This is a genomic window from Bartonella doshiae NCTC 12862 = ATCC 700133, from assembly GCF_000278155.1.
GTDB lineage: Bacteria > Pseudomonadota > Alphaproteobacteria > Rhizobiales > Rhizobiaceae > Bartonella > Bartonella doshiae.
The window spans coordinates 262,408-289,227 of the sequence record NZ_JH725096.1 but is presented as its reverse complement, the minus strand read 5'-3'; the positions used below and the strand labels follow the sequence as shown (position 1 = coordinate 289,227).

Genomic DNA, 26,820 nt, shown 5'->3' with positions numbered 1-26,820 from the left:
ATCTTTTGCAAAAAAAGGACCCGAAGGTCCTCTTTTTTATATTGTTTTGGCAAAAGCTACAGCAGTGTCACTCATACGGTTAGAAAACCCCCACTCGTTATCATACCAAACCAGAACACGACAAAGTGTACCATCGATCACTTTCGTTTGATCGTTATGGAAAACTGCTGAATGCGGATTATGGTTCAAATCACAACTTACGAGCTTTTCGTCTGTATAATCGAGAATACCCTTAAGTGGACCACGTGCAGCAGTGCAAATAGCAGTATTAATCTCTTCAATTGTTGTGGAACGTTTAGCAGTGAATGTCAAATCTACTACAGAAACATTAGGGGTTGGAACGCGAATGGATACACCATCGAGCAGACCTTTTAATTCTGGTAAAACCAACCCCACAGCCTTCGCCGCCCCTGTTGATGTAGGGATCATAGAAAGAGCAGCAGCACGAGCGCGATAAAGGTCACGATGCATTGTATCCAACACAGGCTGATCCCCTGTATAAGAATGAATTGTTGTCATAAACCCATTTTCAATACCAAGAGCATTGTGCAACACCTGCACCACAGGAGCTAAACAATTTGTTGTACAAGAAGCATTTGAAACAACCCTATGCTCTTTGCTCAAAGCCTGATGATTTACTCCATACACCACCGTAAGATCCGCCCCTTCTGAAGGCGCAGAAACAAGAACCCGTTTTGCACCTGCATCCAGATGAACACTTGCTTTATCACGTGCTGTAAAAATTCCAGTACATTCCAAAGCAACATCAATATCCAAAGCTTTCCAAGGCAATTTTGCCGGATCACGCTCTGCAGTCACCTTTATCGCGCCATACCCAACATCAATTGCATCACCCACAACTTGAACGGTACCAGGAAAACGTCCATGAACGGAATCATAACGTAACAAATGGGCATTCGTCTCCACTGCTCCTAAATCATTAATGGCTACAACCTGAATATCTTTTCGACCACTTTCTACAAGTGCACGCAAAATATTCCTTCCAATACGACCAAACCCATTAATTGCGACGCGAACAGTCATTTTTCACTTTCCTCATTTATTTTTTCAAGCTTTTCCTTCACAATTGCTACTACATTTTCACATGTAATACCAAAATGTGCATAAAGCGCTTCAATCGTCCCACTTGCACCAAACCCCTCCATACCAATAAATACACCATCATTTCCAATAAAGCGGTCCCATCCTTGTCGAATAGCAGCTTCAATGGCAACTTTAACTGGTGCCTCACCAATAAGGGCACGCTGATACGAGAGAGATTGTTGCGCAAAAAGTTCAAAACACGGTACAGAAACCACACGTGTTGGAATTCCATTTTCCTCTAACTGCGCATGCGCCTTTACAGCAATTTGCAATTCTGAACCGGAGGCAAACAAAGTCACTTGAGCATCATCACTAGCTGTCAAAAACTCATAAGCACCAAGCATACAAAGATTTTCTTCTGTATCGTCTTGACGCAAAAGCGGTAAATTTTGCCGACTCAAAGCTAAAGTGGAAGGCGTTTTACGTGCTTTCAAAGCCAATTGCCAACATTCGACTGTTTCTATAGCATCAGCGGGACGAAAAACGAAATGATTGGGCATTGCGCGTAATGCAGCCAAATGCTCTACAGGCTGATGTGTAGGACCGTCTTCACCAAGGCCAATTGAATCATGGGTCATCACATAAATAACCCTCAAATTCATAAGAGAAGACAAACGCATTGCGGGACGCATATAATCAGAAAAGCATAAAAATGTTCCTCCATAAGGTATAAATCCACCATGAAGAGCAAGACCATTCATCACTGCTGCCATCGCATGTTCGCGAATTCCATAATGGATATAGCGCCCTAAAAAATCATCAGCAGAGATACTCTGCATCTGACTGCTTTTTGTATTATTGGACCCAGTTAAGTCAGCGGAACCTCCAATGGTTTCCTCAACAACTTCATTGATCACTTCGAGAGCCATTTCCGAAGCTTTCCGCGTAGCAACACAAGGACGATCTTTGATCAATTTCTGTTTATAATCATCAATAGCACTCTCAAATCCTCCTGCAAGATCACCGCGCATCACTCTTTCAAATTCCACCCGCTCTAACACGGGAAGAGCCATAAATTTTGCTTCCCATTCTTGCCGTTTTTTAGCAGCATTAAGCCCTGCCAAACGCCAATTATCAAGAATATCTGCGGGAATAACGAAAGGCTCAGTATCCCACCCCAAAGACATACGGGTAAGAGCAGTTTCCTGTGTGCCTAAAGGAGAGCCATGAGCCGCACTGGTTCCTGCTTTATTGGGAGCACCAAATCCAATTGTTGTTTTACAGGCGATCAAAGTTGGTTTATCGGATGCCCGTGCGATTTCAAGAGCACGCGCAATTGCATTTTGGTCGTGTCCATCAACGTTGAAGGCATTCCAACCACATGCTTTAAAACGCGCTATCTGATCTGTACTATCCACAAGGGAAATATTACCATCGATAGAGATATTATTATCGTCCCACAACACTATTAATTTATGGAGTTTTAAATGTCCAGCAAGTGAAATTGCTTCTTGGGAAAGACCTTCCATGAGGCATCCATCCCCAACCAATGCATAAGTGTAATGATTGATAAGATTGCCAAAACGCGCATTGTGCAAGCGCTCACCAAGAGCCATACCTACGGCATTAGCCAACCCCTGTCCCAATGGTCCAGTGGTTGTTTCGATTCCTGCAACATGCCCATATTCTGGATGCCCAGCCACCTTTGATCCTAATTGGCGAAAGTTTCGCAGATCTTCAAGAGAGATCTCTTCATAGCCAGAGAGATACAATAAAGCATAAAGCAACATAGAGCCATGCCCCGCTGACAACACAAAGCGATCACGATTAGGCCAACGAGGATTTTTGGGATCATGGGCAAGGAATTTTGTATAAAGAACAGTAGCAATATCGGCCGCCCCCATTGGCAAACCAGGATGACCAGAATTTGCTTTTTCAATCGCATCAATAGCAAGAAAACGGATAGCATTGGCCATCTGATTCTGTTGTTCAGTATTTGTCATGAATGATAGACCATTTTTTAACACTTCAATTTGGGTTGATTCTTCCGTATTCTCTTAACTTCCTGAGAATAATTTTCTAGTTTTTTAATCATTAGTTCAAATTTTTAACTCATCAATGTGAGATATATTAATGATCATTTAAGCATTCTTTCTCTCACATATCCTCTATCCACACATACCATGTATGCCAACACTTTTAAAAAATCCAGCATTTAATTCGCATATATCTCCTGCTTTGCTTGCTAAAATATCCTACATATTTAAAAATAAAATTTGCACAAAAAAAGAAAATAAGTGATTCGTTTTTACATAAAAAACTGATAAAGGATACAATCATCTAAAGGACAGAAGCATTATGAACCACGAAACCACGGTTCTTCCCCACGCTCTAGAACAACTAGAAAAAGCGCTAAGAACGTTAGAGATTACCATCATAAACCGCAACGCTGTTATTGATAAAAACAACGAATGGGAAGAAGAAATTCAACGAATGAACGCTGATCGTAGCCGTCTTGCCCAAGCTCTTGATAAAGCTGAAGCTCAAGTCGAGCGCTTAGAGGCAGTAAACAAAGAAGTTTCCAAACGTCTCATTAAAGCAATGGAAACGATTCGTGTCGTAATTGATAGATAAAGGCTTGAACGCATGGAAACCGTTTCCGTCACTATTGATGGTAAAATTTATCGTATGGCTTGTGATAAAGGGCAAGAGCGCCACCTCACTGAACTTGCAGCGCGATTGGATCAATATATCACACATTTGAAGAACACTTTTGGTGAAATTGGTGATCATCGATTATCTGTTATGGCTGGTATTATGATTATCGATGAAATGGAAGAACTCAAACGAGAAAATAAAAAATTACAAGAGAACTATGAAAATCTTTTACGACTCCATAATGAAAAAGATCGCACCATGGGCAGAATTATGCGCGATACTACAGAGCGAATTGAAAAACTTACCAATCAATTGCTTAAAGATGAACAAAAGAATTTTGATGTGCAAGAACAGGAAAACTCATAAACATACTCCAGAGCCTAAAAACCAATGCTATCATTCTCAAAAAGTAGCATGTTTATGAAAGGAACCATGCAAACCATAAGAAGAAACAAAAAGCTTTTTAAAAGGAGAAGAGCATCACGCAATTTTTCTTTTAAATGTAAATGCCCGAAAACCAATAAATTCTCCCAAACCAACACAAAGCACTGTACTGTTTTCACAATGGGTGATAAAGTAATAATAGGCTTGTTCAAACAGACAAATGATGTGGATATATTTATCCGTCGTCTCTAAAATGGTGTAAGCAACAATAACAATCAATTAAAGTGCTTCAGCGCTCTGTTATGCCGCAAAAGCATCACATCTGTCCCCGTTGACTCCGACGCACCAATCGGAAATATCAATCATCTCTTCTACCAACCAGCATAATAAATATTCTTGATTGATTTATTGGAAAATTCCGCTCCATTATCAGGACAGCTTCTTCAAAATAAAGCGCAAATACAGATTCAGAAGACGACAGACTAGCATTGCTTCCAATCTAAATGCTGTGCACATCAAAAGCTTTTATATACAGTTACAGTGCTCCCATAAAGGAACAGCGAAAAAAAACATCACTTATGAATATTCAAATAGCCTTTGTTCCATCTTGAGAAACAGAAGCAATACGCAATAAATTTGTAGCACCTGGTGTTCCAAGTGGAACGCCTGCTGTCACAAGAAATTGTTCCCCTGTACGACAAAATCCTTCTTGAAAAGCAATTGCCGCAGCACGATCAACCATATCCTCTAAATCCCGTGCATCTTCAGTAACCACACAATGAAGCCCCCAAACCAACGCCAAGCGCCGTGCTGTTTCCACAATAGGCGATAAAGCAATAATGGGGATATTAGGACGCTCACGAGAAGCGCGCATACCGGTTGTCCCTGAAGCAGTATAAGCAACGATAACAGCCAATTGCAGTGTTTCAGCAATCTGATGCGCCGCAAGAGAAATCGCATCCGTTCCCGTTGACTCCGGTGCAGGATGCTGTGCCCCAACCTGAGCTACGTACGTGTGATCTTGTTCAATTTGCCGAGCAATTCGGTCCATCATAAGTACAGCTTCTTCTGGATAAAGCCCTGATGCAGATTCAGCAGATAACATCACAGCGTCAGTCCCCGCATAAACCGCCGTCGCAACATCGGACACCTCAGCCCGTGTAGGAACGGATGACGTAACCATTGATTCGAGCATTTGTGTCGCCACCACCACGGGTTTTCCCGCAAAACGACAGGCTTTTATAAGTTCCATCTGAATGGCAGGAACCTTCTCCAATGGAATTTCTACACCAAGGTCTCCTCGAGCAATCATAATACCATCGGAAACATCAATAATTTCTTTTATGCGCTCTAAGGCTTGAGGTTTTTCAATTTTAGCCATTAAAGACACTTTGTTTTTTGTCAACTGACGCACCGCCACAATATCTTCTGGGCGCTGAACAAAAGAAAGTGCAACCCAATCAACAGATTGTTGCAACACTGCTTGAAGATCAACCTTATCCTTTGATGTCATAGAACTAAAAGGCAAAACTGTATCAGGAAAACTAACCCCTTTGCGATCAGCAATATGGGTTCCGCTAACTACACGACATTGAAGAGAATGGCTATCACATACTTCAACACGCAGTTCTAATTTTCCATCATTAATCAACAACCGATCACCTGGTTTTACAGCCGTAAACACTTCCTCATGAGGGAAAAAAACGCGCTGTGCATCACCAAGCACATCATGATTATCTAATGTAAATTTTTGCCCAATACGCAAATCTTCTTGCCCTTTGGCAAAACGGCCGATGCGCAATTTTGGTCCTTGTAGATCAACTAAAATGCCAATTGGTCTCCCAACGTTTTTTTCGACATCACGTATACGCTTAACCAAATCACTCATTGTTTCACGATCAGTGTGACTCATATTAAGGCGAAAAACATCTGCTCCTGCTCTAAAAAGTTTTTCAATCATCGTGCTTGAAACGGAAGAAGGACCAAGTGTTGCAATAACCTTTACTTTACGTGCACGCTTCACGGTGGAGAACCTCCTGAAAAATTAGGGGATTGCACAACAGAATCGTTGAACAACGGTATATCCGTCAACTGTACCATCCAACTGGTTTGATTACCTGTATCAATTTCTTTAAACTCAGCCTTTTGATAGCCGCGGGGAAAACAATCATGAACCCCCTGAATAGTAAATTGACTATCTTGCACACACATGGAGATAGAACCAGGCCATCCTCCTTTTTTTTGTGCACCTTCTGCATAAAAATAATAAAACCGCGAAGCAAGAGGCCCCTCGATCAAGGTTTTACACTCTGTAACTGGCACAATCCACCAGCCTTCACTCACCCATCCTGACAGTGTACGATACCCAAGAGCAACACCAACAGACTGTTGGGTTGTATTACAAACCCGAAAATCAGCTTTTGCAAAATCAACAAGTGAGAACAAGAGCAGAACGCTCAAGAGAAAACCCCAAAGTCCTCTCTGAAACACTCGTCCTTGTTTTTTGGCAACCACAAAATCTCCCTTATGACGTAAGCCATAAAACAAAACATGCATTTCTTCTCTTCTCTTTTTTAAAAAACCTTTCAAGTGTATACAGATATGTCTTTATTCTTTTCTGCTTCTTATAGCTCTTTTGTCAATGTACATATCCAAACTTTTACAAAATATTTAAAATCAATTTGTAAAAAAACTGTATAGCTTGATTAATTTTCTGTTTTTCAAGCTCGCCAACACAAATTTATTATCGAAAACCAATTAAAAACATACAATCCGGAGAAAAACGCAATGGACACTGTAAGCGATCAAACACATGCTATATCTGTAAACCAATTACGTGCTTTTATTGAACGTATTGAACGACTAGAAGAAGAGAAAAAAACCATTTCTGATGATATTAAAGAGGTTTACGCTGAACTAAAAGGATCTGGTTTTGATAGTAAAGCTGTTCGGAGCATCATACGACTACGTAAAAAAGAAGATCATGAACGAATAGAAGAAGAAGCCGTTATTCAACTTTATAAAGAAGCACTTGGAATGAGTTAACACAAGCGCGTGTTTTTCCTCTTCACGTAAAAGATCCAGTTTCAACCTGTACCTTCTTTGCACGCAAAAATTTCTCTTCCAGCGCTATCGACAAACGTTCAGACTGCGCTTTATTGCAACAATCCAGCGCTGGCTTAGAGAACCTTTGTTCAATTTTTTTCTTTTATATTGTATTTTGCACAAATCAAATGGCAAGAGCTGATATAAAAACCAAAATAGAACACAAAAAAATTTACATGAGAAATATACGGAGGCATACACTTTTAGGAGGAGAAGACTATGGAAATCAAAACAAAACGGACAATTTCCACATTGATCAGTTTAGAAGATGCAGGTGAATTGTCTTCCTATTACCTTCGCAACGAGAACTATTTACGTCCCTTTGAACCAGTAAAATCTGATGATTACAACACTCTAACAGCTTGGGAAACACGAGCAGATGCGTTCGCTTGTGAGAATATTCAAGAACGAGCATACCGATATGCTATACGATTAAAAAATGAAAACACAATCATTGCCATCGTTAACTTTACAAATGTGGTTCGTGGTGTTTTTCAAGCCTGTCATCTTGGTTTTTCTCTTGATGAAAAACAACAAGGTAAAGGCCTCATGTTTGAGATTTTATCTACCCTAATCGTTCATGTCTTTCGTGTCTATCGCTTGCATAGAATTATGGCAAACTACATGCCCGAAAACATCAAAAGCGGAACGTTGTTAAAGCGCCTTGATTTTGAGAAAGAAGGCCGTGCCAGAGATTATCTGATGATTGCCGGCAAATGGAGAGATCACATTCTAACCTCTCGCATTAATGATTTTTACGTTTGCGTCAAGTGATCAGAATAAGGTATTTTTACAAAATATTAAAATAAGATAATTTCAAGCCTTACGAGATCCCGAAGACTTTTCTTTTTCTACGTCTTCGCGCAAAAGTTCAAGCTCCAACCATTCTTCTTCCTTTTGCATACAAAGCGTTTGTTTTTCTTGAAGCATTGTAGAAAGACGCTCGAAACGAGCTTTATCACCGCTATAGAGTGCTGGATCAGAAAGTTCTTGTTCAATTTTTTTTATTTCGTCCTGCAAAGCAGCGATTTGTTCAGGCAACTTTTCCAGCGCATAAACTTGCTTATAAGACAATTTGCAGGATACGGTTTTTTCTCTCGATATCCCCTGTCTGGTATGATTCTGCGTACGAGGTTTCAAAGGCTCTTTACATGCTAACGCAGCTTGCTTTCTCTGTGCCATCATATCGCTATAACCACCAGCATATAAAATCCAATGACCATCACCCTGAGGGGCCAATATATGCGTAACAGTTCGGTCTAAGAAATCTCTGTCATGGCTCACCAACAACACAGTCCCCGCGAAATCAGCAATGAATTCTTGCAGCAAATCCAATGTTTCCATATCTAAATCATTGGTTGGCTCATCAAGAATCAAAAAATTTGCTGGCTGCGAAAGAAGCCGAGCAAGCATGAGGCGTGCTCTTTCTCCACCTGATAATTCTTTAAGAGGTGTGCGCATTTGTTCAGGCAAAAACAAAAAGTCTTTCATATAAGAAACAACATGGCGCTCCTGTCCATTAATCAGAAGAGTGTCGCCTCTACCACCCGTTAAATAATGTGCTACAATTTCTTCTTCATTTAAAATACGCTGCTGATCGAGAAATGCCAAAGAGAGATTATATCCGTGCTTCACGGTTCCGCTATCAACATCATCCTGCCCGATCAAAGCAGAAAGCAGTGTTGTCTTTCCGATACCATTGGGACCAACCAAGCCGATTCGGTCTCCACGTTGAATACGCAAAGAGAAATCCTTCACAATAACGCGTTCACCATAGGATTTTGAAATTCGCTTTGCCTCAAGTACTAATTGACCAGAATCATGACTTTTAGTAGCAGCCAACAATGCACTTCCAGAGGGACCTTTATAGGTCCGACGAAGTCGACGCAATTCTTTTAATGCATTCAAACGTCTTACATTACGCTTACGCCGCGCTGTCACGCCATAAAGTAACCATTGTTCTTCACGAACAATCTGTCGCCCTAATTTATGTTGATTTTGTGCTTCCTCTTCCAGAGCCTTATCACGCCAATTTTCAAATTCCGAGAAACGCTTTTCCAACCTTTTCGTCACACCGCGATCAAGCCATACTGTTGAATGAGTAACATTTTCTAAAAATCGCCGATCATGCGAAATCACAACAAGAGCAGAATGTAGAGAACATAAAGTATCCTCAAGCCATTCAATGGTTGGTAAATCGAGATGATTGGTTGGTTCATCTAAGAGAAGAACATCTGGTTTAGCAGCAATAGCTTGCAATAATGAAACGCGCCGTTTTTCACCACCAGAAAGTGTTTTCAAGCTCTCTGTTCCTGAAAAGCCAAGTTTTCCAAAGAGCGTCTTGATCCATTGTACATCATACGTCTCACCCAAACCCGCTTTTACATAGGTTTGGAGATCTTCAAATCCCAAACAATTAGGATTTTGTGATACATAACGAACAGTGACCCGAGGATGGCGAAAAATTTCGCCGTCACTCGGCTCTATCATTCCCGCTGCAATTTTGAGCAATGTTGATTTTCCACACCCATTACGCCCCACTAACGCAATACGCGACCCTTGCTCAACCGATAAACACGCTTGGTTGAGCAAGGGCATTGTTCCAAAAGTCAGGAAAATGCGGTCAAGCCGCAGCAACGGGACCGCCATCAATGACTATGTTTAGAGCAAGGAGCCTTATACATTTTGCCCTTTCCATCATGATAAGTACACAATTGTGGTACCTGTGGTTTTTTAACACAAGGCGCTCGATACATCATACCTGCACGACTACGGTATATACACAATGGCATTTGTTGAGGTGCTTTCTGGTGCACGTGCTGTGGAACTTGCTGAATTATAACCTGACGCTCTGCCTTTTGCTTTGCTGCAGCACCTGTTACTGTCCCAGCGATTGCGCCAATAGCTGCACCGGTAAGAGCTGCTTGAGGACTACTTCCAGCAATCGCTGTTCCTGCTAAAGCTCCCAATGCAGCTCCTCCAACACCATAACCTGCAACGTTTTGATCACTAACAGTACAAGCCACTGAACTTAAACCAATGGCTGAAACAACTGTTACTTTCAAAATTGATTTTAACATATAAAAAACCTTTCGTTCTAAAAAAGTACATTCTTCATGCCAGCACTTATAACTCTACCCCCTCTGCCTTTACTTAAATATATCGCAAGAGCCTTTATGGAATAGGTACCGATGCCAACAATACCGCTTTCCCAGAACATAAATGACAATAGAAAGTTCCATTAATACGGTTAGAAATCGTCAAAGAGGACCCAAAAGGTACATTTTTATTAGAAATTGGCCATTTTACACCTGAGAGTGTTAATCCTTTCAAATCAGAAAAACCAATAATACTGAAGAGACAGTCATCAGGCAAATCACAAGAAAAAGGTTTTGGCACAATCGGCCATCCTTCTTCGTACCCACTTGTCAACAACACTGAAATGCCTTTTTCGGCCATCATAAGAGCTTGAGTTATATGAGAAAGGCTATGATCACTTCTTTTCCCTCCAAAAGCACCACATAAAATAAGCTTTTTTGCACCATTTTGCAGAGCCTTCTCACACGCCAGCGCACTATCTGTCATATCTTTATCCGCGGGAAAAACCATACGGGGAATATCGCTATATTTCTGTATTAAAATCTGATCCGAAGAATCAAAATCACCCAACCACAACTCAGGCATAACATTCAAGGCAGCAGCATGCCGTATTCCACCATCGGCAGCAATCACGCGACTTTTGTGAATTTGATTACGCAAACGATCGGTGATACAGACATCGCCATTTAATAATATTGTGAATGTTGCCATAACATATTATGCCTTTCGTACATAACGCTTTTTGATAAAAGAAAATTCTAATATAGCCAAAAGGATCCTTTCTAAAAAGCTTCTTCCCTCAAAATCCTCTTCATTATAGAATACCCACAAATATAAAACAGAAAACAGATAAGCCCCAAAATACGCATGAAATTCGTCAAAATACTATCCGCAAATAACGTGCACAATGGCCAGGAATACCAGATTTTGCAACGAACATTTTTTTTCTTCGTGAAAATATATAGAATTTCTCTCATAAGCTTAATGCTTCTTTTTTCTGCTTGTCATACACGTTACTCTTCAAGTGATATGCTTTCTTCTTTAGAATCTTCTAAAAGCATCAGCGAGAACAATCTCTACGCCACGTTAGGTGCAACCCAACATCCTCGCATTTTACAAATCTATGGTGAGGCGTATAGTAATGCAAAGCTTGAACACCTGTTAACAAATATTGTACGAAAACTCACGGCTGTTGCCCCTCGTTCTCACCAAACCTATTATATAACAATTTTAGACTCAGAGAATGTCAATGCATTTGCTCATCCAGGAGGCTATATCTACATAACCCGTGGCATGTTAGCATTAGCCAATGATTCCTCAGAAGTTGCAGCAATTTTAGCCCATGAAATAGCACATATTATTGCTCATCACGGCATTTTACGTTTGCAAAAAGAAGCAGAATTGAAGATGGCAAACCACATGTCATCAAGTCTTCTTTCTCACACCAGAAGCAAACTTCACACCAGTCTCGAAAACAAGCGACAACTCGCACAATTTTCACGCAATCAGGAACTCCAAGCAGATTCAATTGCAATTGAAATGCTCAAACACGCAGGATATGATCCATTTGCTTCACCGCGCTTTCTCCAAACAATGGAAGCCTATAGTGCTCTCCGTAACATTTCAGGTACCACAAATGCTTCTTTAGATTTTCTAGAAACGCATCCAACCACCCCACAACGGATTCGCCTTGCTATAGAAAAAGCACGTAAAATCAGTACACCTTACACTAGAAACACTGACCGTGATTCTTTCCTTAAAGCTATTGATGGCATGATTTTTGGAGGAAGCCCTCGTACAGGATATGTACGCGGAAATCAATTTATTCACCCACAATTACGTATGACTTTTTCTGTTCCAAACAATTTTACAATAGAGAATTCTATGCACACTGTTTGGGCTAGCGGACCGGATAAAATTGCAATTCGTTTTGATGCTGTACCGCGTCCTGATAAAATGTCTGCGAGCGACTATTTGCAAAGCGGATGGATTGTAGGGCTGGATACATCATCTATCCTCCCCACAATGATCCAAGGTTTCCCAGCAGCTCACGCCTATGCGACCAATGAACAATGGCAATTTGATATAGTTGTCATTATGTATAACAAATACATCCTTCGCTTCCTCACTGCAGCTCCTTATAATTCACAACAATTTGAAGCTGTAGCAAAAAAAACAATTCAAAGTTTTCATCCTCTTTCATTGTCACAGTTAAACAAGCTAAAGCCTTTAAAAATCCGTGTTATATACGTTAAACAGGAAGAAAGTATCGCAAGCTTTGCAAATAAAATGCAAAACACAACGCATAAAGAAAAGCTCTTTCGCATTCTAAATGCATTTCCGCAAACCCAAACGTTACACGCAGGAACAAGCATTAAGATTGTCTCAGAGTAAGATCAGCTATTTTCCCCATTTTCTGCATTTTTGATTCTGTTGTGTTTTCTGAAAGGTTCTCTATATCCTTAGTCATTCCCAGCACTGACCTTGTTTCTTCTTTTAAACCAGCTTTATCATGATCATGTTCTCACACAACCAAAATCGCATGATTTATATCCCAACCTGTTTCTCGGGAAACTGTTCACAGCTTACATACCTATAAGCGTCAACCGGATGAGCTGCGGACAAAACAAAATGCGCTCCCACATGATCAAAACTGCACATTTTATATTTCGAATTTGTTTCCCGAGAAACTTCTTACAACTTATACATCGTAAACATCTGCTGGATTCACCGTAAGCAAAGCAGAACGCAATTTCTGCAAAGCGCGAGCTTCAATTTGACGCACTCGCTCTTTCGAGATTCCTAACTTTTCGCCCAAGACTTCTAAAGTAGCTCCTTCTTCATTCAAACGACGAAAACGGATAATTTCAAGTTCTCGTTCATTGAGGATTTGCAATGCATCATACAACCATTGTGTGCGCCGTTGCCCATCAATCACTTGCTCAATTAAAGCATCAGGAAGTGGGCTATCATCCACAAGAGCATCCATTTTAGCAATGGAATTATCACCATTTTCAGAAACAGCAACACTCAGTGAATTATCAGAACTAGAAAAACGAAAATCCATAGTTTCTACATCGCGAATTGAAACGCCAAGCTTTTCAGCAATTGTGCGAAAGACATCTTGTTTTGACAAAGCACTATCATCTTGCACCAATTTTGCTCGCAAACGTCTAAGATTGAAAAAAAGCGCTTTTTGTGAAGAACTTGTTCCTCCCCGAACAATTGACCAATTGCGTAAAATATAATCTTGGATAGAAGCACGGATCCACCATGTTGCATAAGTTGAAAAACGAACCTCACGATCAGGTTCGAAACGTGCCGCAGCTTCCAATAGTCCAACATAACCTTCTTGTACCAAATCCCCCAATGGCATTTTGAAACGTTTAAAACGATTAGCGATTGCAATCACCAAACGCATATGAGCTGCTGCAATTTGATGCATAGCTTCATCATCGCGCTTATCTTTCCATCGCAGAGCCAAATCATGCTCTTTTTGCCGTTCAAGATAAGGCGCTTGCATAGCAGAACGCATCATATTGCGCCCTAAACTTTTATCCGCATCGCTATAATTTTTACTACTTTTATAAACAGCACTTGAAAGATTACCCATAATAACCCCTTGCGATTAAAATTATCAAAGTTGATTTGGCAAAGACATCACCGCTCTTTCAAAAAAGAACGCACAAGTTGTTCAATTCCATACCACTACTTTAACGTGTATTTTTATAATCGCAATTGTTTTTTATGACATAACTAAACTTATGGTTGCAATAAGTCGATTTATTGACAAAATAGCAACAGTTTCATGAACCTCATTTCAAGAAAAACTAGGAAAACCTTTCTTCTCACCCCTCTCTGACAAAATAAAAAAATAAATAATTATTCAAAATAGCATTTGCTTTATTTGATCGTTGGCTTATCTTACTTTTAACGGAAGAATTTATTTTATGCTTTCGGCTTTCTCGCACAACCAATACGCGTAGACGTAAATACCAAGAATCTCAAAATTAATGAAAAAGGAGTCCCAAAAAACGACAAGAATGATTGCAGCAAATGCAACAAACATGCTAAAGGGACAGCACAATTATAGAATTGTAGAAAATAACCTTTTTACCAATACGGTACTGAGAAAGAAAAAGATCATGGACAGCAATATTTTTCAACAGAAGGATATTTTTCAAGATGATATTCTTATTGAAAAACATGGAAAAGGAAAATTCGAAGGGTTTCGTTTTTACGCCAATAAGAATAACCCTGATCAAGCAGAAAATACACAAAGCTTAACAGAGAATGAAGACTTAGTTATTGCCTTTTCGAAACGTGCAACGCGTTTTTGTGCTTGTGCCAATGGAGATTTTACACTCAGTTCTGATGGAATTGTACGCTGGATTGGGCAACCCGTAGGACAACTTGTTGCAACAGAAGATTTTTTAAAACCCAAACTTATTCTTTTAGCAGATACGCAACTTTCAGGAGAAGCCCGCGATAATGTAATAGCACGGTTAGAACGTTTTGCCACCTTTCATCTTGAAACAGCCTTAAAGCCACTGTTTGATTTGCGCAATGCTGATACCTTAACAGATTCAACAAAAAACCTTGCCTCGCAGCTTGTCCACTCTTTAGGTATTATACCGCGACGAGAAATAGCTTCTGTTGTAAAAACTCTTGACCAAGAATCGCGCGCAGTGTTACGGCGGCTAGGTGTTCGCTTTGGTGCTTTTCATATCTATGTTGCAGGAATGCTTAAGCCTGCTCCAGTTCAAGCAATTACGCTGCTATGGAATCTCCAAAATGAAGGTCATAACCAAACAGGTTTAAACGAAATTTTTACCGCTTTATCAGCTGGGCGAACCTCCTTGGTTGTTGACCCCACGTATAACCGCCAATTTTATCAGCTAGCTGGTTATCGAATCTTAGGGCAGCGTGCTGTACGCATTGATATTCTAGAGCGTCTTGCTAACCTGATCCGCCCAGCCCTTCATTGGAAACAAGGGAGTGAACCAAAACCTGAAGGGGCATATGATGGCAAAAGTTTTTTTGTCACGCCAACGATGATGTCTATTCTTGGAGCCAATGGAACTGATATGGAAGAAATTCTTAAAGGACTTGGCTATCAATCACATCCAAACAGCATTGCTATTCTTGAACACCCCTCCCTTAAAAATAAAACCTCTTCACATACACGCATAATAACACAAGATGTTCCTGCTGCGGAATGCGTTGGTGACCTATGGAAAACGATGGATATATCGGAACCAACAGAGGAAGAAAAGGATACTTTGCCTACTTCTGTCGCACCACAATCTGACACCCTAGAGAGTGTACCAGCAGCTGAACTTGTTGGCAATTTTGCCAAACAAAAACATGATACTGCAGAAGGTAAAATCGTTTTACTCTGGCGTTATAACCATCAATTTAATCATCACACACAAAAACCCCGTGATAAATCTGGACAAAGGTGGAACAACAAACAGAAAAAAGTTTTTAAGAATGAAGCAGATGCGAATGGAAGCAGTTCTCAAGAAACAATATCCCACACTAAACGTTCGCACAAGTCAAACAAACCCCGAATCAAACAAACACATTATAAATCATCTCAGAAAGAGAAACGTCTTAATCTTGATTCACCATTTGCAAAATTAGCAGCGCTACGCGATCAACTTACAAAGAATAAATAACGAAGACAGGCGCATATTTCCTTTCAAAGGTCATAAAATAAAATGGAGTTCGTCTTTGGCCTATGTAGTAACTGACAATTGCATTCACTGTAAATATACGGATTGCGTCGAAGTCTGTCCTGTTGACTGTTTTTATGAAGGTGAAAATATGCTCGTCATTCATCCAGATGAATGTATTGATTGTGGTGTTTGTGAACCAGAATGCCCAGCAGAAGCTATTAAGCCTGATACAGAACCGGGATTAGAACAATGGCTAGAACTCAATCTTCATTATGCAAATAAATGGCCAAATTTAACAACAAAAAAAGATCCTCTACCTCAGGCAAAAGAAATGGATGGCGTTCCGAATAAATTAGAAAAGTATTTTTCAGAAAAACCAGGCAGTGGCGAATAATAACAAGGAAGCCTTCACTACGCTCCTTCAAAATTTAAACTTATTCTATGTACAAATAAAAATTTCCACGTGAAATGATTGATTCTTCTGATGTTTGATGTTAGTGTTATTCTAACATGATCATCTTTCTAAGTATTTTTTCTTTGCTTTTTTATTGTAAGGCGAGGTATTTTTGTTGGATTTAAAAATACTCAACTTTTATGCTCATTAAATTAGTGTAATATACTTGGTTAAAGAACACTCAGCGTTTAGGCTTTATAGCCTATTTTCCGGCACATTTGTTGGTCATAAAGGGAGTAAAGTAAGATATGGCGTCCCAACACGGAATTTCCTCCAATACTAAAGGGTTTTCAACCTCTGAATATATTGTTTATCCTACTCATGGCGTAGGACAGATTATAGCTATTGAAGAACAAGAGGTTGCAGGACATAAATTAAAGCTTTTTGTTATTCATTTTGCTAAAGATAAAATGGATGTAAAAGTTCCTGTTGCAAAAGCTATTTCCGTTGGAATGCGCAAATTATCTGCGGTTGATTCCGTTGAACGCGCATTAAAAATTTTACAAGGAAAAGCACGGATTAAACGGACCATGTGGTCGCGTCGCGCTCAAGAATATGATGCTAAAATCAATTCAGGTGATCTTCTTTGCATCGCCGAAGTGGTGCGTGATCTTTTTCGTTCAAATCTACAACCTGAACAATCTTATTCTGAACGCCAGCTCTACACTGCTGCGCTTGACAGGATGGCTCGTGAAATTGCTGTTATCAAAAATCTTTCTGAAACAGAAGCTGTCAATCTCATAGAGATGCATCTCTCTAATAAGCCAAAGCGCGAATTCAAAACTGAAAGAGATGAAGCGAATGCAAACAGCAGTGCAGTTTTTGCTGCCTAATAAGAGTAAAATCCTTTGATAATAAAATAAAACCAGCTCTATGCTGGTTTTATTTTTATCAACAAACTTTTATAAACAGAAGAATATTTTAGAAAAAATCAACCAAGTTTTCTATAACTATCATGCAGTAAGATTCAACATGCGCTATTAAGTCTTTTGATTGAATTGATATTTCAACTTCCTTTTTATCCTTCGTCAAATGTATTCTAAAACACAATTTGGAAAGAGTTCCTTCAAGAGTATTTCTCGACACCAACTAAAAGAAAGCTTTAGCCTTTACACGAAAGCATATTCCACATAAAGAACACGGGAAATTATCCTCAAAAAAACAGCAGAAAGGACACTTTTCACATGCCCTAATCTGCTTTATGCAATTAAATAAACCTTACCATTGATAAAGAAATAAAAATCTCAATCCTTAGGTACTAATACACAACGACCGCGATACATCCCAGTTTTCAAATCAATGTGATGAGGACGCCGCAACTCACCAGAATTTTTATCCTCGATATAAGTTGGCGCCTTCAAGGCATCAGCCGAACGGCGCATACCCCGCTTCGACGGAGAGGTTTTTCGTTTAGGTACAGCCATAGAGAAACACTCCAAATCCACTAAAAAAGAAGAGGCAATGCCAAAAATGACAGAGCCTGTATCAAAAATCATAAAAATTGGTATTCTTATACACTTATAAAAAAGAAGAGGCAATGTTAAAATAACAATAATACTATCAATAATTTGACAATTTCATATACTGATTAGAAGCCTTTCAATGCAATTTTATTCAATTTTTGTTTGGCTTTAACAAAAACTTCTGCTTACATTAAGTACAAATGAGTAATTAATTTTTTAATAAAAAACATCTCTTTTGTAAATCTCAAGATTTCATCTTGCAAAAAATAAAGGAAGCAAGAATGCATGAATTTACCACTCTTCTTGCAAAACATGGCCGCACCGTTGAAAAACGCCTTGACGTATTATTAAATGATAAGGCCCAAAAAAGTGAAATTGCCCGTCCTGAAATATTAATTAAGGCCATGCGTCATGGTGTTCTGAATGGTGGAAAACGTTTACGTCCTTTTCTTGTGATTCAAAGTGCGTCACTTTTTGATATCCCTGCTGAACATGCTCTTGAAATCGCATGTGCTCTAGAATGTGTTCACTGTTATTCTCTTATTCATGATGATCTTCCCGCCATGGATAACGACACACTTCGACGCGGGAAACCCACTGTCCACATAGCATTTGATGAAGCAACAGCAATTTTAGCGGGCAATGCTTTGCTCACTTTTGCCTTTGAAATTATTGCCCATAAAGCCTACATGCTCTCTTTTGAGACCAGAATCAAGCTGATAACCGCTCTTGCACAAGCAGCAGGACTTGGTGGTATGTTAGGTGGCCAAATGCTTGACCTTGAAGCAGAAAAAAAACCTCTAGAGAGCACTGACATTATCACTCTACAACGTATGAAAACGGCTGCGCTTATAAGTTTTGCATGCCAAGCAGGCGCAATTATCGGCAATGCATCTAAAGAATTGACGGAAAAACTTGCTGCTTTTGGAACATATCTTGGTTTAGCCTTTCAATTGACCGATGATCTCCTTGATGTCACCGCAAAAACGGAAACCCTAGGAAAAACAGCTGGTAAAGATGAAACGGCGCATAAAGCGACTTTTGTTCGTCTCTATGGAATTGAAGAAACACAAAAAAGACGAAATGAATTCATCACAAAAGCAGAAGAACTTCTGCTCCCCTTTGGAGCTAAAGCAAAACCTCTTCAACAAGCAGCATGCTTTAGTGCAACACGCAAAAGTTAATGGCTTCATTTACCATTGCGCCAGAATAAAATAATTGCAGCTGTTTCAGCTTTGTCAAAAATGTTTTAACCTTTTCCAAAACGCGTGTGAATATAATCACCAAGCATTACTTCAAATTCTTCAGCAATATTATTTCCACGCAAAGTCTTTACCTTTTGTCCCTCAATAAAAACAGGAGCTGCTGGACTTTCGCCTACTCCCGGTAAAGAAATTCCAATATCGGCATGTTTTGATTCTCCTGGACCATTGACGATACATCCCATCACTGCGACCTTTAAGCTTTCAACACCAGGATATTTTTCACGCCACACCGGCATATTTTTACATAAATCTGCCTCAATTTTTTGTGCCAATTGCTGAAATACCGTTGAAGTTGTTCGACCACATCCAGGACAAGCAGCAACAACAGGCAAAAACTGCCGGAACCCCATCACTTGTAAAAGTTCTTGAGCCACTTTTACTTCTCGTGTTCGATCTCCACCGGGTTCAGGTGTTAATGAAATACGAATCGTATCACCAATCCCTTGCTGCAATAAAATCCCTAAAGCCACAGAAGAAGCAACAACACCCTTTGTTCCCATCCCTGCTTCCGTCAATCCTAAATGGAGTGCATACGCGCAACGTTCTGCCAAACTGCTGTAGACAGCAATGAGATCTTGCACATCACTCACTTTCGCAGAAAGAATAATTTTATCCGGTCCCAATCCTATCTCTTCAGCTAAAATAGCTGAATGAAGAGCCGACTGTACAACCGTTTCCCGCATCACTTCAGCGACAGTTAAGGGATTTTCCTGCTTAGAATTTTCGTCCATAAGCCGTGTTAACAATACATTATCGAGAGAACCCCAATTCACACCAATGCGAATAGCTTTGTCATATTGGCAAGCAATATTAATAATTTCAGCAAACTGACGATCCTTTTTTGCACCAAAACCAACATTTCCAGGATTAATTCGATATTTTGACAGCGCCTCTGCGCATGCAGGATGCTCTCTTAAAAGCTTATGACCAATATAATGGAAATCACCCACCAAGGGTACAGAAATGTCTAACTGTTCCAATCTCTCTCGTATTTTTGGAACAGCAGCTGCTGCTTCATCACGATCAACGGTAATCCGAACCAATTGTGAACCGGCTCGCCAAAGAGCTGCAACCTGTGCAACAGTTCCATCAACATCAGCAGTATCCGTATTGGTCATTGATTGAACCACAACTGGGCTACATCCACCAACAACCACATCGCCAACACTAACAGCAACAGATTTGCGCCGCTTTAAAGGCTTAGATAAGGAATATGTCGTGCTGCTCATAAAATCCTCAATTTTAAACACTCGCACTATCAATCACACATTATGAAAAAATTTTGTAAGAGTCTGCACGAAAAAACTCCCTTATTGAACCAAAAATCTTGACTTCTTTCCCTTACTAATAGGCTGTACGATGAATGCAACCTTTCAATTTTCAAGCCGTTATACTCAAACCCCAAACAGAATTCCAACTGTCCTAAAACAGTATAACACATGAAGGAGTTAACAGATGAGTCTATTTTCAACCCGCGCCAAAAATGCTAAAATTAAAAAACGCATCGCACAATTAAAAAATCAACTCGTCCCAGTAAGTTCTTGGCGTTCTCATAATGATAGCTTTGAAAACATCTCTGACATGTTTGATACATGGAAACAAAAAGGACATCACGCGTTTTACCATCTCAATGAGCATGCAAAAGTATGGAAAAACAAAGCAAAAGAAAACCCCAAAACGGCCCTTGCATTAGCGACAGGATTAATTTTAGCTGGTATCTTGCTGATACGTAAAAATTAAAAACATAACCAACAGTAAAATCTTTCAATGCCCACTTCAAAGTGGGCAGTCTACCACATATCGGCAAAAACAACGTACAAAACATCAGGATTATTTTTATGCAAAAATAAGAATCTTAAGAATCTAAAAAGCCCAAGGATAACAAGCCAAATAAAATCTTCTAAGGTAAATGCCCACTTGCTATAAGCAAAGGGTATAGAAATCAAACTCAAAAAATCCAAATCCTAACCTCCAGAAGCACGTTGCGAAGTATCTACATATGTGACCACAGACATACCAGGAATGAGCTTTTCAATCCCCTCCTGTCCAGGATCTAAAGCAATACGCACCGAAATACGTTGCGCAATTTTGATAAAATTACCAATTGCAGTATCCGTTTTCAACAATGAAAATTCTGAACCTGTCGCAGGTGCGAAACGAACCACACGCCCTGTTAATCTCTTATTGTTCAATGCATCCACAGAAAAAATAACAGGCTGCCCAACACGCATCTGAGAAAGTTGTGTTTCCTTATAGTTAGCAATAATCCAAATATCATCTGAAATGACAGGTACCAATTGCGTACCAGGCGAAACATATTGCCCTATCCGTGCCCCTATCAATCCAACATGCCCTGATCTTGGAGATAAGATCTTAGTATGTTTCAGATTAAGCTTAGCCATTTCAACGCCAACCTTTGCACCGCTAACCTCTGACTGCAAACTTTGCCGTTCAAGATCTAATTGTTTTTGTAATTGGCGTTTTGTTTCAAGTGATGCCAATAATTGCGAAAGAGGACGAGAAACAGAATTCGAAACATCACCAAGTCCTTGTTTTCTGCTTCCAGAAAGAACATTAGAGAACGGTTGAGAACGTGCAAGTTCAGCTTCTACTGTATTAATTTCTCCCTGTAAAAACTGTGCCTGCAAAATGACACTTGCAAGTTTTGCATTTTTTGAATCCAAAGTGGCTTGTGCTTGCGCAAGCTGTTGCTGAAAGACAGAATCATCGAGCTCAAATAAAATCATTCCCTGTTCAACTCTTTGATAATCTTGAACATAAACCCGTGCAATAACACCAGAGACCCGTGGGCTCACAAGCGTAACATTTCCCTTGATTGAAGCATTATCTGTCATTTGAACGTTACTGACAAAGGGCGGAAGTTTCCAAGCCCATAAAATAAGCAAAACCCCAGCAATACCCGATAGAAAGGCAATAACCGTCGCTCTTGACCGTAATGCTCTTATCATTTTTATTCACTCCTCTCCACGGATATGACTTTGCTTCCAAATAAATTTAAAGAGCGCAATCTCAAAAATATTTTGGCAACGAAAATAATAAACACAACCGTTGCAATATAAAAATAAAGCCGAAAAACATCACTATAAGCAAAAATGTTTGCTATTAACTTAAACTTCTCAATCAACATAGAAACGTCTTGCCCATCCCAAAAGGCTTGAGGAGCAGAAGCATCATAAGAAGGTGCAAACAAGCTATTCATCCCACCTGCAACAAGTGGATCCGTGACAACAAGATTATGTGTTAAGCGCTCAAAATACTTATGAGCGAAAAAAAACTGCAAGCTGCCAAAGAAAGCTGAACTCATCAACCCCCCCGTCACTTGTGTCAACAAGAAAACAGCAATAAAACTTAAAACATAGCTAGGTCCTCGCTCATTGGCTATAACAAACCCCTTAAAAAGAGCAGGTGGTAAAAAAAGTGCATAACCAAAGCCAATCAACCCTTGACTCAACATCATATCTTTTGGACACGTAAACTGATTTACATAACTGTCTAAATAAGACCCAAATGCCAAACAACTCAAAGACAACAAATAAAAATAATCTTCACGCCCAGCACGTAAAAAAAAGACACAAACAGCGCCCCCTAAAACAGTACCACAAACAACGGCAAGATACATGGGCACCATTTCACGGTTTAACAAACCAAAAAGGTTTAAAAAACCGGCTGCTAAAGTTGATTGCTCTAACAAAAGAACACGAAAAACCAATAAAATGAGCACAGATTGCACCATTTCTTTGCTAAAAAGCCAACGTAAATCAATCAAAGGCTTTTCTCTATTAAGCTCCACCATAGTCGCAGTAACTAAAGAGAAAACCGCCAACGCAAGTCCCCAACCAATCCATGGTGCCTCAAACCACCAATACAACTTACCAACAGACATAATCACAGCATTGAGTCCAAGACCAAGTGCAATCAAACTATAGCTTACCCAGTCTAGTTTCCGAATAATCTTGTTACGAGCAACGGGAGTAAGTGGAAGATAAAAAATACACCCCAAACTAATAAGAACCAAACCCATTTCCAATGCTGAAAGACTAGAAAATCCACCATTTCCCAATAAATCAGGAGAAATCAAACGTGATAAAGGCGCAGCCAGAGTTGCATTCATATAGTTCAAACTAAGACCAATGGTAAATTTCTTTGCTGGTGCAAATGCTTCCATCATATAAAGCAACGCAAGTGAAGCCAATGGTGCAGCAGCAATACCAGCAAAAAAACGAATAATCAGAGCGGAACGCAAATCTGTAACGAAAAGCTGCAATACACAAACCAGAAGGAATCCAAGGATTGATAATTCCGCAAAAGCACGAAGCCCAAATTGGTAGCGAATTTTGATCAACATAATCGCAACACTTACATTTGGCGCCATATAAGCAGCAACCAGCCATGTTGTTTCAGTCAAAGTTGCGTGAAAATCACCTGTAAGCTGAACAATATTAGATTGAACAACATTGGCCCCTAAGCCATAAGCCCACTGCAAAATAAAAGAAGCGAAAATATAAACAAGACATTTTGGCAAAGGCCCTGCAAAAACAGCACCAGGATGAGGAAAAGGTCTAACCCTTTTAGCAGACACAACCGTTCCGTTTTTGCCGCTCATGTCGCCTTTTCCTGCATGTTCTGTTATGCCTCCGTCGACACACCACCAACAGTTGTCAATTGATGAAAAAAGTCTTCTAACTTATGGCTTATTTTATCGCTTTCCTCCCCTTCTAAAGTCGCGCGCACCTGTAAAATCTTCTGTTCCAAACTATCAAAGGAAAGATGTTCAACAGCAACAACTCTTTCTGCTAAAAGAGAGCAACCTGAAAAAGTAATATTCACTACACCACCACGAACAGCAAACAGTTTTTCCCCTGAAGAAGACAAAACGCGAACACCTCCCAATACAATGCTCGCAACCAAAGGTGCATGATTCGCCATAACCGTAAGAGCACCTGACGCTGAAGGAAGCACAACAGATTGCACCTGTTCTGAAAAGACAAGTTTTTCAGGCGATACAAGCTCAAACAAAAAATGCTCTACTTTAGTGTTATCCACAGCGACCTCCACAAGATCCACTCAAGGATCTCTTGTCTTATCTATAACAAGCGTTCATTACCAATTTTCCTTATGCAGAGGCTTCTGCAATGAGACGCTTTCCTTTTTCAAGTGCTTCATCAATCGAGCCAACCATATAAAAAGCTGCTTCTGGCAAATCATCATAATCGCCTGCGCATAAACCTTTAAACCCCTTGATTGTATCCTCTAAAGATACAAGTTTTCCGGGTGAACCGGTAAAGGCCTCAGCAACATGGAAAGGTTGCGAAAGGAAACGTTCAATTTTACGTGCCCGCCCCACCAACAACTTGTCATCTTCAGAAAGTTCATCCATTCCAAGAATAGCAATAATATCTTGGAGCGATCTATAGCGCTGCAAAATGGTCTGAACCTGACAAGCAACAGTGTAATGTTCTTCACCCACAATCAATGGATCCAACATGCGTGAGAAAGAATCGAGCGGATCAACTGCTGGATAAATTCCCTTTTCAGCAATCGAACGCGAAAGAACCGTTGTAGCATCCAAATGCGCAAAGGACGTTGCAGGTGCAGGATCAGTTAGGTCATCGGCAGGAACATAAATAGCCTGAACAGAAGTGATAGATCCTGTTTTTGTACTGGTAATACGTTCTTGCAAAGCCCCCATATCCGTTGCCAAAGTTGGTTGATAACCAACAGCCGAAGGAATACGCCCTAAAAGAGCTGAAACTTCCGCTCCCGCTTGCGTAAAACGGAAAATATTATCAACGAAGAAAAGTACGTCTTGCCCTTCATCACGGAAACTTTCCGCGATGGTCAAACCTGAAAGCGCCACCCGTGCACGTGCTCCTGGTGGCTCATTCATTTGCCCATAAACAAGAGCACATTTTGATCCTTCTGTTGAACCATTATTTTCTTTGGGATTAACATTTACACGACTTTCGATCATTTCATAATAAAGATCATTTCCCTCACGAGTCCGTTCTCCAACACCCGCAAAGACAGAATATCCGCCATGTGCTTTTGCAATATTGTTAATAAGTTCCATAATAAGAACGGTTTTACCAACCCCAGCTCCCCCAAACAAACCAACTTTACCACCTTTAGAATAAGGTGCTAACAAATCAACGACTTTAATACCGGTAACAAGAATTTCTGATGTAGTTGATTGTTCAACATATTCAGGGGCATCCTGATGAATAGAACGCGTCTTTGTTGTCGCAATTGGGCCTACGTTATCAACCGGCTCTCCAATCACATTCATAATACGACCAAGCGTCGCTTCTCCAACAGGCACACGAATCTGTGTTCCTGTATCAAAAACCTTTTGACCACGCGTTAATCCATCTGTCGTGTCCATGGCAATAGTACGCACCGTATTTTCACCTAAATGCTGTGCAACTTCTAAAACCAAACGATTGCCTAAATTCTCTGTTTCTAATGCATTCAGAATATTTGGCAACGCGCCTTCAAACTGCACATCAACAACAGCACCAATCACCTGTTTGATCTCACCAACGGCTCCTTTTGTTTGCGCATCTTTAGGAGAAGCATGCACAGAAGCAGAAGAATTCTTCACACTATCTTGAGATTTCGAGGCGGCTTTTTTCACGCCTGAACGAGCAGCAGGTTTTTTCTTCTCAACTTTTTCTGCTCCTTTGCTTGACGTCACTGCTTTTACCATCAATCCTTACCTTTTCATTTTAAAGCGCTTCAGCGCCCGCAATAATTTCGATCAATTCTGTTGTGATCTGTGCCTGACGCTGACGATTATAAGTCACTGTCAATTTATTAATCATCTCACCCGCATTACGCGATGCATTGTCCATAGCACTCATCTTCGCACCCATTTCACCCGCAACATTTTCGAGCAAAGCCCGAAAAATTTGCACGGAAAGATTACGCGGTACCAACTCATCCAAAAGAGAGACTGCATCAGGTTCATAATCATAGACAGTCGATTGCAAACCTTGGCTTCTGTCCGTCTTTTCAGCGACATCCACTGCTTCAACAGTCTCTTTTGCAGAAACTGTAGGGATTAAGCCAAAAGCCGTTGGACGTTGATTGATCACAGAAACAAATTCAGAGTAAAAGAGTGTACAAACATCGAATACACCCTTATGAAAAAGATCAACAATCCGCTGACTGATCATAGCCGCCTCTGCGAAACTAATCCGCTTTACAGCACGCAAATCAATATGATCAACCATAAAAGCTTTGTAATCACGGAGCAGAATATCCGCACCTTTTTTGCCTACAGTTAAGATTTTCACAACTTTACCGGTAGAAAGCAGAGTCTCAATATGTTCGCGCGCACGACGAGCAATTTGCACATTAAAAGCACCACACAAACCGCGTTCAGCAGTACAGACCACCAAAAGATGTACATCATCACGACCAGTCCCTCGCATAAGAGGAGGAGCATCAATGGCATCAACATCAGCAGCAACATTAGCCAAAATAGCAGCCATTCGCCTAGCATAAGGACGTGCGGATTCTGCCGCCTCTTGGGCTCGATGTAACCTTGCCGCTGCAACCATTTGCATGGCTTTGGTAATTTTCTGTGTTGCCTTAACCGAAGCGATACGGTCTCTAAGATCTTTTAATGACGCCATTCACATATT

General features: G+C 40.2%; 25 protein-coding genes and 1 pseudogene. 10 read left to right on the top strand and 16 right to left on the bottom strand.

The features are described from left to right. Window positions 1-36 precede the first annotated feature (36 nt). Both gap and tkt read right to left on the bottom strand, forming a co-directional pair. Window positions 37-1,044, bottom strand: a complete 1,008-nt coding sequence (gap, locus tag MCS_RS06025) for a type I glyceraldehyde-3-phosphate dehydrogenase (protein WP_004856422.1) — start codon at window positions 1,042-1,044, stop codon at window positions 37-39. Then, complete coding sequence (gene tkt, locus MCS_RS06020) at window positions 1,041-3,047, bottom strand: transketolase (RefSeq protein ID WP_004856421.1); 2,007 nt, start codon at window positions 3,045-3,047, stop codon at window positions 1,041-1,043. Before tkt ends, gap begins: the two co-directional genes overlap by 4 nt. 355 nt (window positions 3,048-3,402) lie before the next feature. Between tkt and MCS_RS06015 the strand changes: the two genes are divergently transcribed. Together MCS_RS06015 and MCS_RS06010 are read left to right on the top strand one after the other, a co-directional pair. Further along, a complete protein-coding gene (locus tag MCS_RS06015) occupies window positions 3,403-3,678 on the top strand; it encodes a DUF4164 domain-containing protein (RefSeq protein WP_004856414.1) in 276 nt (91 codons plus the stop codon). A gap of 12 nt (window positions 3,679-3,690) precedes the next feature. Beyond that, complete coding sequence (locus MCS_RS06010) at window positions 3,691-4,068, top strand: cell division protein ZapA (protein WP_004856413.1); 378 nt, start codon at window positions 3,691-3,693, stop codon at window positions 4,066-4,068. A 114-nt stretch (window positions 4,069-4,182) separates the two neighbouring features. On the opposite strand, the gene MCS_RS08360 is transcribed toward MCS_RS06010, so the two are convergent. From MCS_RS08360 to MCS_RS06000, 3 genes and pseudogenes are all read right to left on the bottom strand, one after another. Further along, on the bottom strand, window positions 4,183-4,365 hold the full coding sequence (locus tag MCS_RS08360; protein WP_147290505.1) for a hypothetical protein: 183 nt from the start codon (window positions 4,363-4,365) through the stop codon (window positions 4,183-4,185). Between the two features lie 307 nt (window positions 4,366-4,672). Continuing rightward, window positions 4,673-6,109 carry a pyruvate kinase gene (gene pyk / locus MCS_RS06005; protein WP_004856411.1) on the bottom strand — a complete coding sequence of 479 codons (1,437 nt, stop codon included), beginning with the start codon at window positions 6,107-6,109 and terminating at the stop codon, window positions 4,673-4,675. After that, window positions 6,106-6,638, bottom strand: a pseudogene (locus tag MCS_RS06000) (DUF1036 domain-containing protein). The gene pyk and the pseudogene MCS_RS06000 overlap by 4 nt, the downstream one beginning before the upstream one ends. A gap of 235 nt (window positions 6,639-6,873) precedes the next feature. Here MCS_RS06000 and MCS_RS05995 point away from each other — a divergent pair. Both MCS_RS05995 and rimJ read left to right on the top strand, forming a co-directional pair. Next, window positions 6,874-7,131, top strand: a complete 258-nt coding sequence (locus MCS_RS05995; RefSeq protein WP_004856407.1) for a DUF2312 domain-containing protein — start codon at window positions 6,874-6,876, stop codon at window positions 7,129-7,131. 279 nt (window positions 7,132-7,410) lie between these two features. Beyond that, window positions 7,411-7,965 (top strand): ribosomal protein S5-alanine N-acetyltransferase, encoded by a 555-nt coding sequence (gene rimJ, locus MCS_RS05990; protein WP_004856405.1) that lies wholly within the window; start codon window positions 7,411-7,413, stop codon window positions 7,963-7,965. A gap of 42 nt (window positions 7,966-8,007) precedes the next feature. Here rimJ and MCS_RS05985 read toward each other — a convergent pair whose 3' ends face one another. The 3 genes from MCS_RS05985 to MCS_RS05975 all read right to left on the bottom strand — a co-directional run bounded on the left by MCS_RS05985 (window position 8,008) and on the right by MCS_RS05975 (window position 11,001). After that, window positions 8,008-9,840 carry an ABC-F family ATP-binding cassette domain-containing protein gene (locus tag MCS_RS05985; RefSeq protein ID WP_004856403.1) on the bottom strand — a complete coding sequence of 611 codons (1,833 nt, stop codon included), beginning with the start codon at window positions 9,838-9,840 and terminating at the stop codon, window positions 8,008-8,010. Continuing rightward, complete coding sequence (locus MCS_RS05980) at window positions 9,840-10,271, bottom strand: hypothetical protein (protein WP_004856401.1); 432 nt, start codon at window positions 10,269-10,271, stop codon at window positions 9,840-9,842. Before MCS_RS05980 ends, MCS_RS05985 begins: the two co-directional genes overlap by 1 nt. Before the next feature lie 94 nt (window positions 10,272-10,365). After that, window positions 10,366-11,001: a thiamine diphosphokinase gene (locus tag MCS_RS05975; RefSeq protein WP_004856398.1), complete on the bottom strand. Its 636-nt coding sequence runs from the start codon at window positions 10,999-11,001 to the stop codon at window positions 10,366-10,368. A 156-nt stretch (window positions 11,002-11,157) separates the two neighbouring features. Between MCS_RS05975 and MCS_RS05970 the strand changes: the two genes are divergently transcribed. Then, window positions 11,158-12,684 carry a M48 family metalloprotease gene (locus MCS_RS05970; RefSeq protein WP_024864199.1) on the top strand — a complete coding sequence of 509 codons (1,527 nt, stop codon included), beginning with the start codon at window positions 11,158-11,160 and terminating at the stop codon, window positions 12,682-12,684. 307 nt (window positions 12,685-12,991) lie between these two features. Here the strand turns inward: MCS_RS05970 and MCS_RS05965 are convergent, their stop codons facing one another. Further along, a complete protein-coding gene (locus MCS_RS05965) occupies window positions 12,992-13,903 on the bottom strand; it encodes an RNA polymerase factor sigma-32 (RefSeq protein WP_004856394.1) in 912 nt (303 codons plus the stop codon). A 532-nt stretch (window positions 13,904-14,435) separates the two neighbouring features. Between MCS_RS05965 and MCS_RS05960 the strand changes: the two genes are divergently transcribed. The 3 genes from MCS_RS05960 to MCS_RS05950 all read left to right on the top strand — a co-directional run bounded on the left by MCS_RS05960 (window position 14,436) and on the right by MCS_RS05950 (window position 17,258). Further along, window positions 14,436-15,971 carry a hypothetical protein gene (locus tag MCS_RS05960; RefSeq protein WP_004856392.1) on the top strand — a complete coding sequence of 512 codons (1,536 nt, stop codon included), beginning with the start codon at window positions 14,436-14,438 and terminating at the stop codon, window positions 15,969-15,971. Window positions 15,972-16,026: 55 nt separating this feature from the next. After that, window positions 16,027-16,365: a ferredoxin FdxA gene (gene fdxA / locus MCS_RS05955; protein WP_004856391.1), complete on the top strand. Its 339-nt coding sequence runs from the start codon at window positions 16,027-16,029 to the stop codon at window positions 16,363-16,365. 308 nt (window positions 16,366-16,673) lie between these two features. Further along, window positions 16,674-17,258 (top strand): CarD family transcriptional regulator, encoded by a 585-nt coding sequence (locus tag MCS_RS05950; protein WP_004856389.1) that lies wholly within the window; start codon window positions 16,674-16,676, stop codon window positions 17,256-17,258. A 411-nt stretch (window positions 17,259-17,669) separates the two neighbouring features. Here MCS_RS05950 and rpmF read toward each other — a convergent pair whose 3' ends face one another. Beyond that, window positions 17,670-17,849, bottom strand: a complete 180-nt coding sequence (gene rpmF, locus MCS_RS05945) for a 50S ribosomal protein L32 (RefSeq protein ID WP_024864198.1) — start codon at window positions 17,847-17,849, stop codon at window positions 17,670-17,672. Window positions 17,850-18,169: 320 nt separating this feature from the next. Here rpmF and MCS_RS05940 point away from each other — a divergent pair, with 320 nt between their 5' ends. After that, entirely contained in the window at window positions 18,170-19,072 is a 903-nt protein-coding gene (locus MCS_RS05940) for a polyprenyl synthetase family protein (RefSeq protein WP_004856385.1), read from the top strand. A 65-nt stretch (window positions 19,073-19,137) separates the two neighbouring features. On the opposite strand, the gene ispG is transcribed toward MCS_RS05940, so the two are convergent. After that, window positions 19,138-20,382 carry a flavodoxin-dependent (E)-4-hydroxy-3-methylbut-2-enyl-diphosphate synthase gene (ispG, locus tag MCS_RS05935; RefSeq protein WP_004856383.1) on the bottom strand — a complete coding sequence of 415 codons (1,245 nt, stop codon included), beginning with the start codon at window positions 20,380-20,382 and terminating at the stop codon, window positions 19,138-19,140. A gap of 226 nt (window positions 20,383-20,608) precedes the next feature. Here ispG and MCS_RS05930 point away from each other — a divergent pair, with 226 nt between their 5' ends. Continuing rightward, complete coding sequence (locus MCS_RS05930; protein ID WP_004856381.1) at window positions 20,609-20,893, top strand: hypothetical protein; 285 nt, start codon at window positions 20,609-20,611, stop codon at window positions 20,891-20,893. 224 nt (window positions 20,894-21,117) lie between these two features. On the opposite strand, the gene MCS_RS05925 is transcribed toward MCS_RS05930, so the two are convergent. The 5 genes from MCS_RS05925 to MCS_RS05905 form a co-directional block, all read right to left on the bottom strand. Then, window positions 21,118-22,122 (bottom strand): HlyD family secretion protein, encoded by a 1,005-nt coding sequence (locus MCS_RS05925; RefSeq protein ID WP_004856379.1) that lies wholly within the window; start codon window positions 22,120-22,122, stop codon window positions 21,118-21,120. Window positions 22,123-22,124: 2 nt separating this feature from the next. Further along, window positions 22,125-23,777, bottom strand: a complete 1,653-nt coding sequence (locus tag MCS_RS05920) for a hypothetical protein (RefSeq protein WP_004856377.1) — start codon at window positions 23,775-23,777, stop codon at window positions 22,125-22,127. Window positions 23,778-23,800: 23 nt separating this feature from the next. Next, complete coding sequence (gene atpC / locus MCS_RS05915) at window positions 23,801-24,217, bottom strand: ATP synthase F1 subunit epsilon (RefSeq protein WP_024864197.1); 417 nt, start codon at window positions 24,215-24,217, stop codon at window positions 23,801-23,803. Window positions 24,218-24,287: 70 nt separating this feature from the next. After that, a complete protein-coding gene (atpD, locus tag MCS_RS05910) occupies window positions 24,288-25,880 on the bottom strand; it encodes a F0F1 ATP synthase subunit beta (RefSeq protein WP_004856374.1) in 1,593 nt (530 codons plus the stop codon). 19 nt (window positions 25,881-25,899) lie between these two features. Beyond that, on the bottom strand, window positions 25,900-26,811 hold the full coding sequence (locus MCS_RS05905) for a F0F1 ATP synthase subunit gamma (RefSeq protein WP_004856372.1): 912 nt from the start codon (window positions 26,809-26,811) through the stop codon (window positions 25,900-25,902). Between the last annotated feature and the right edge of the window lie 9 nt (window positions 26,812-26,820).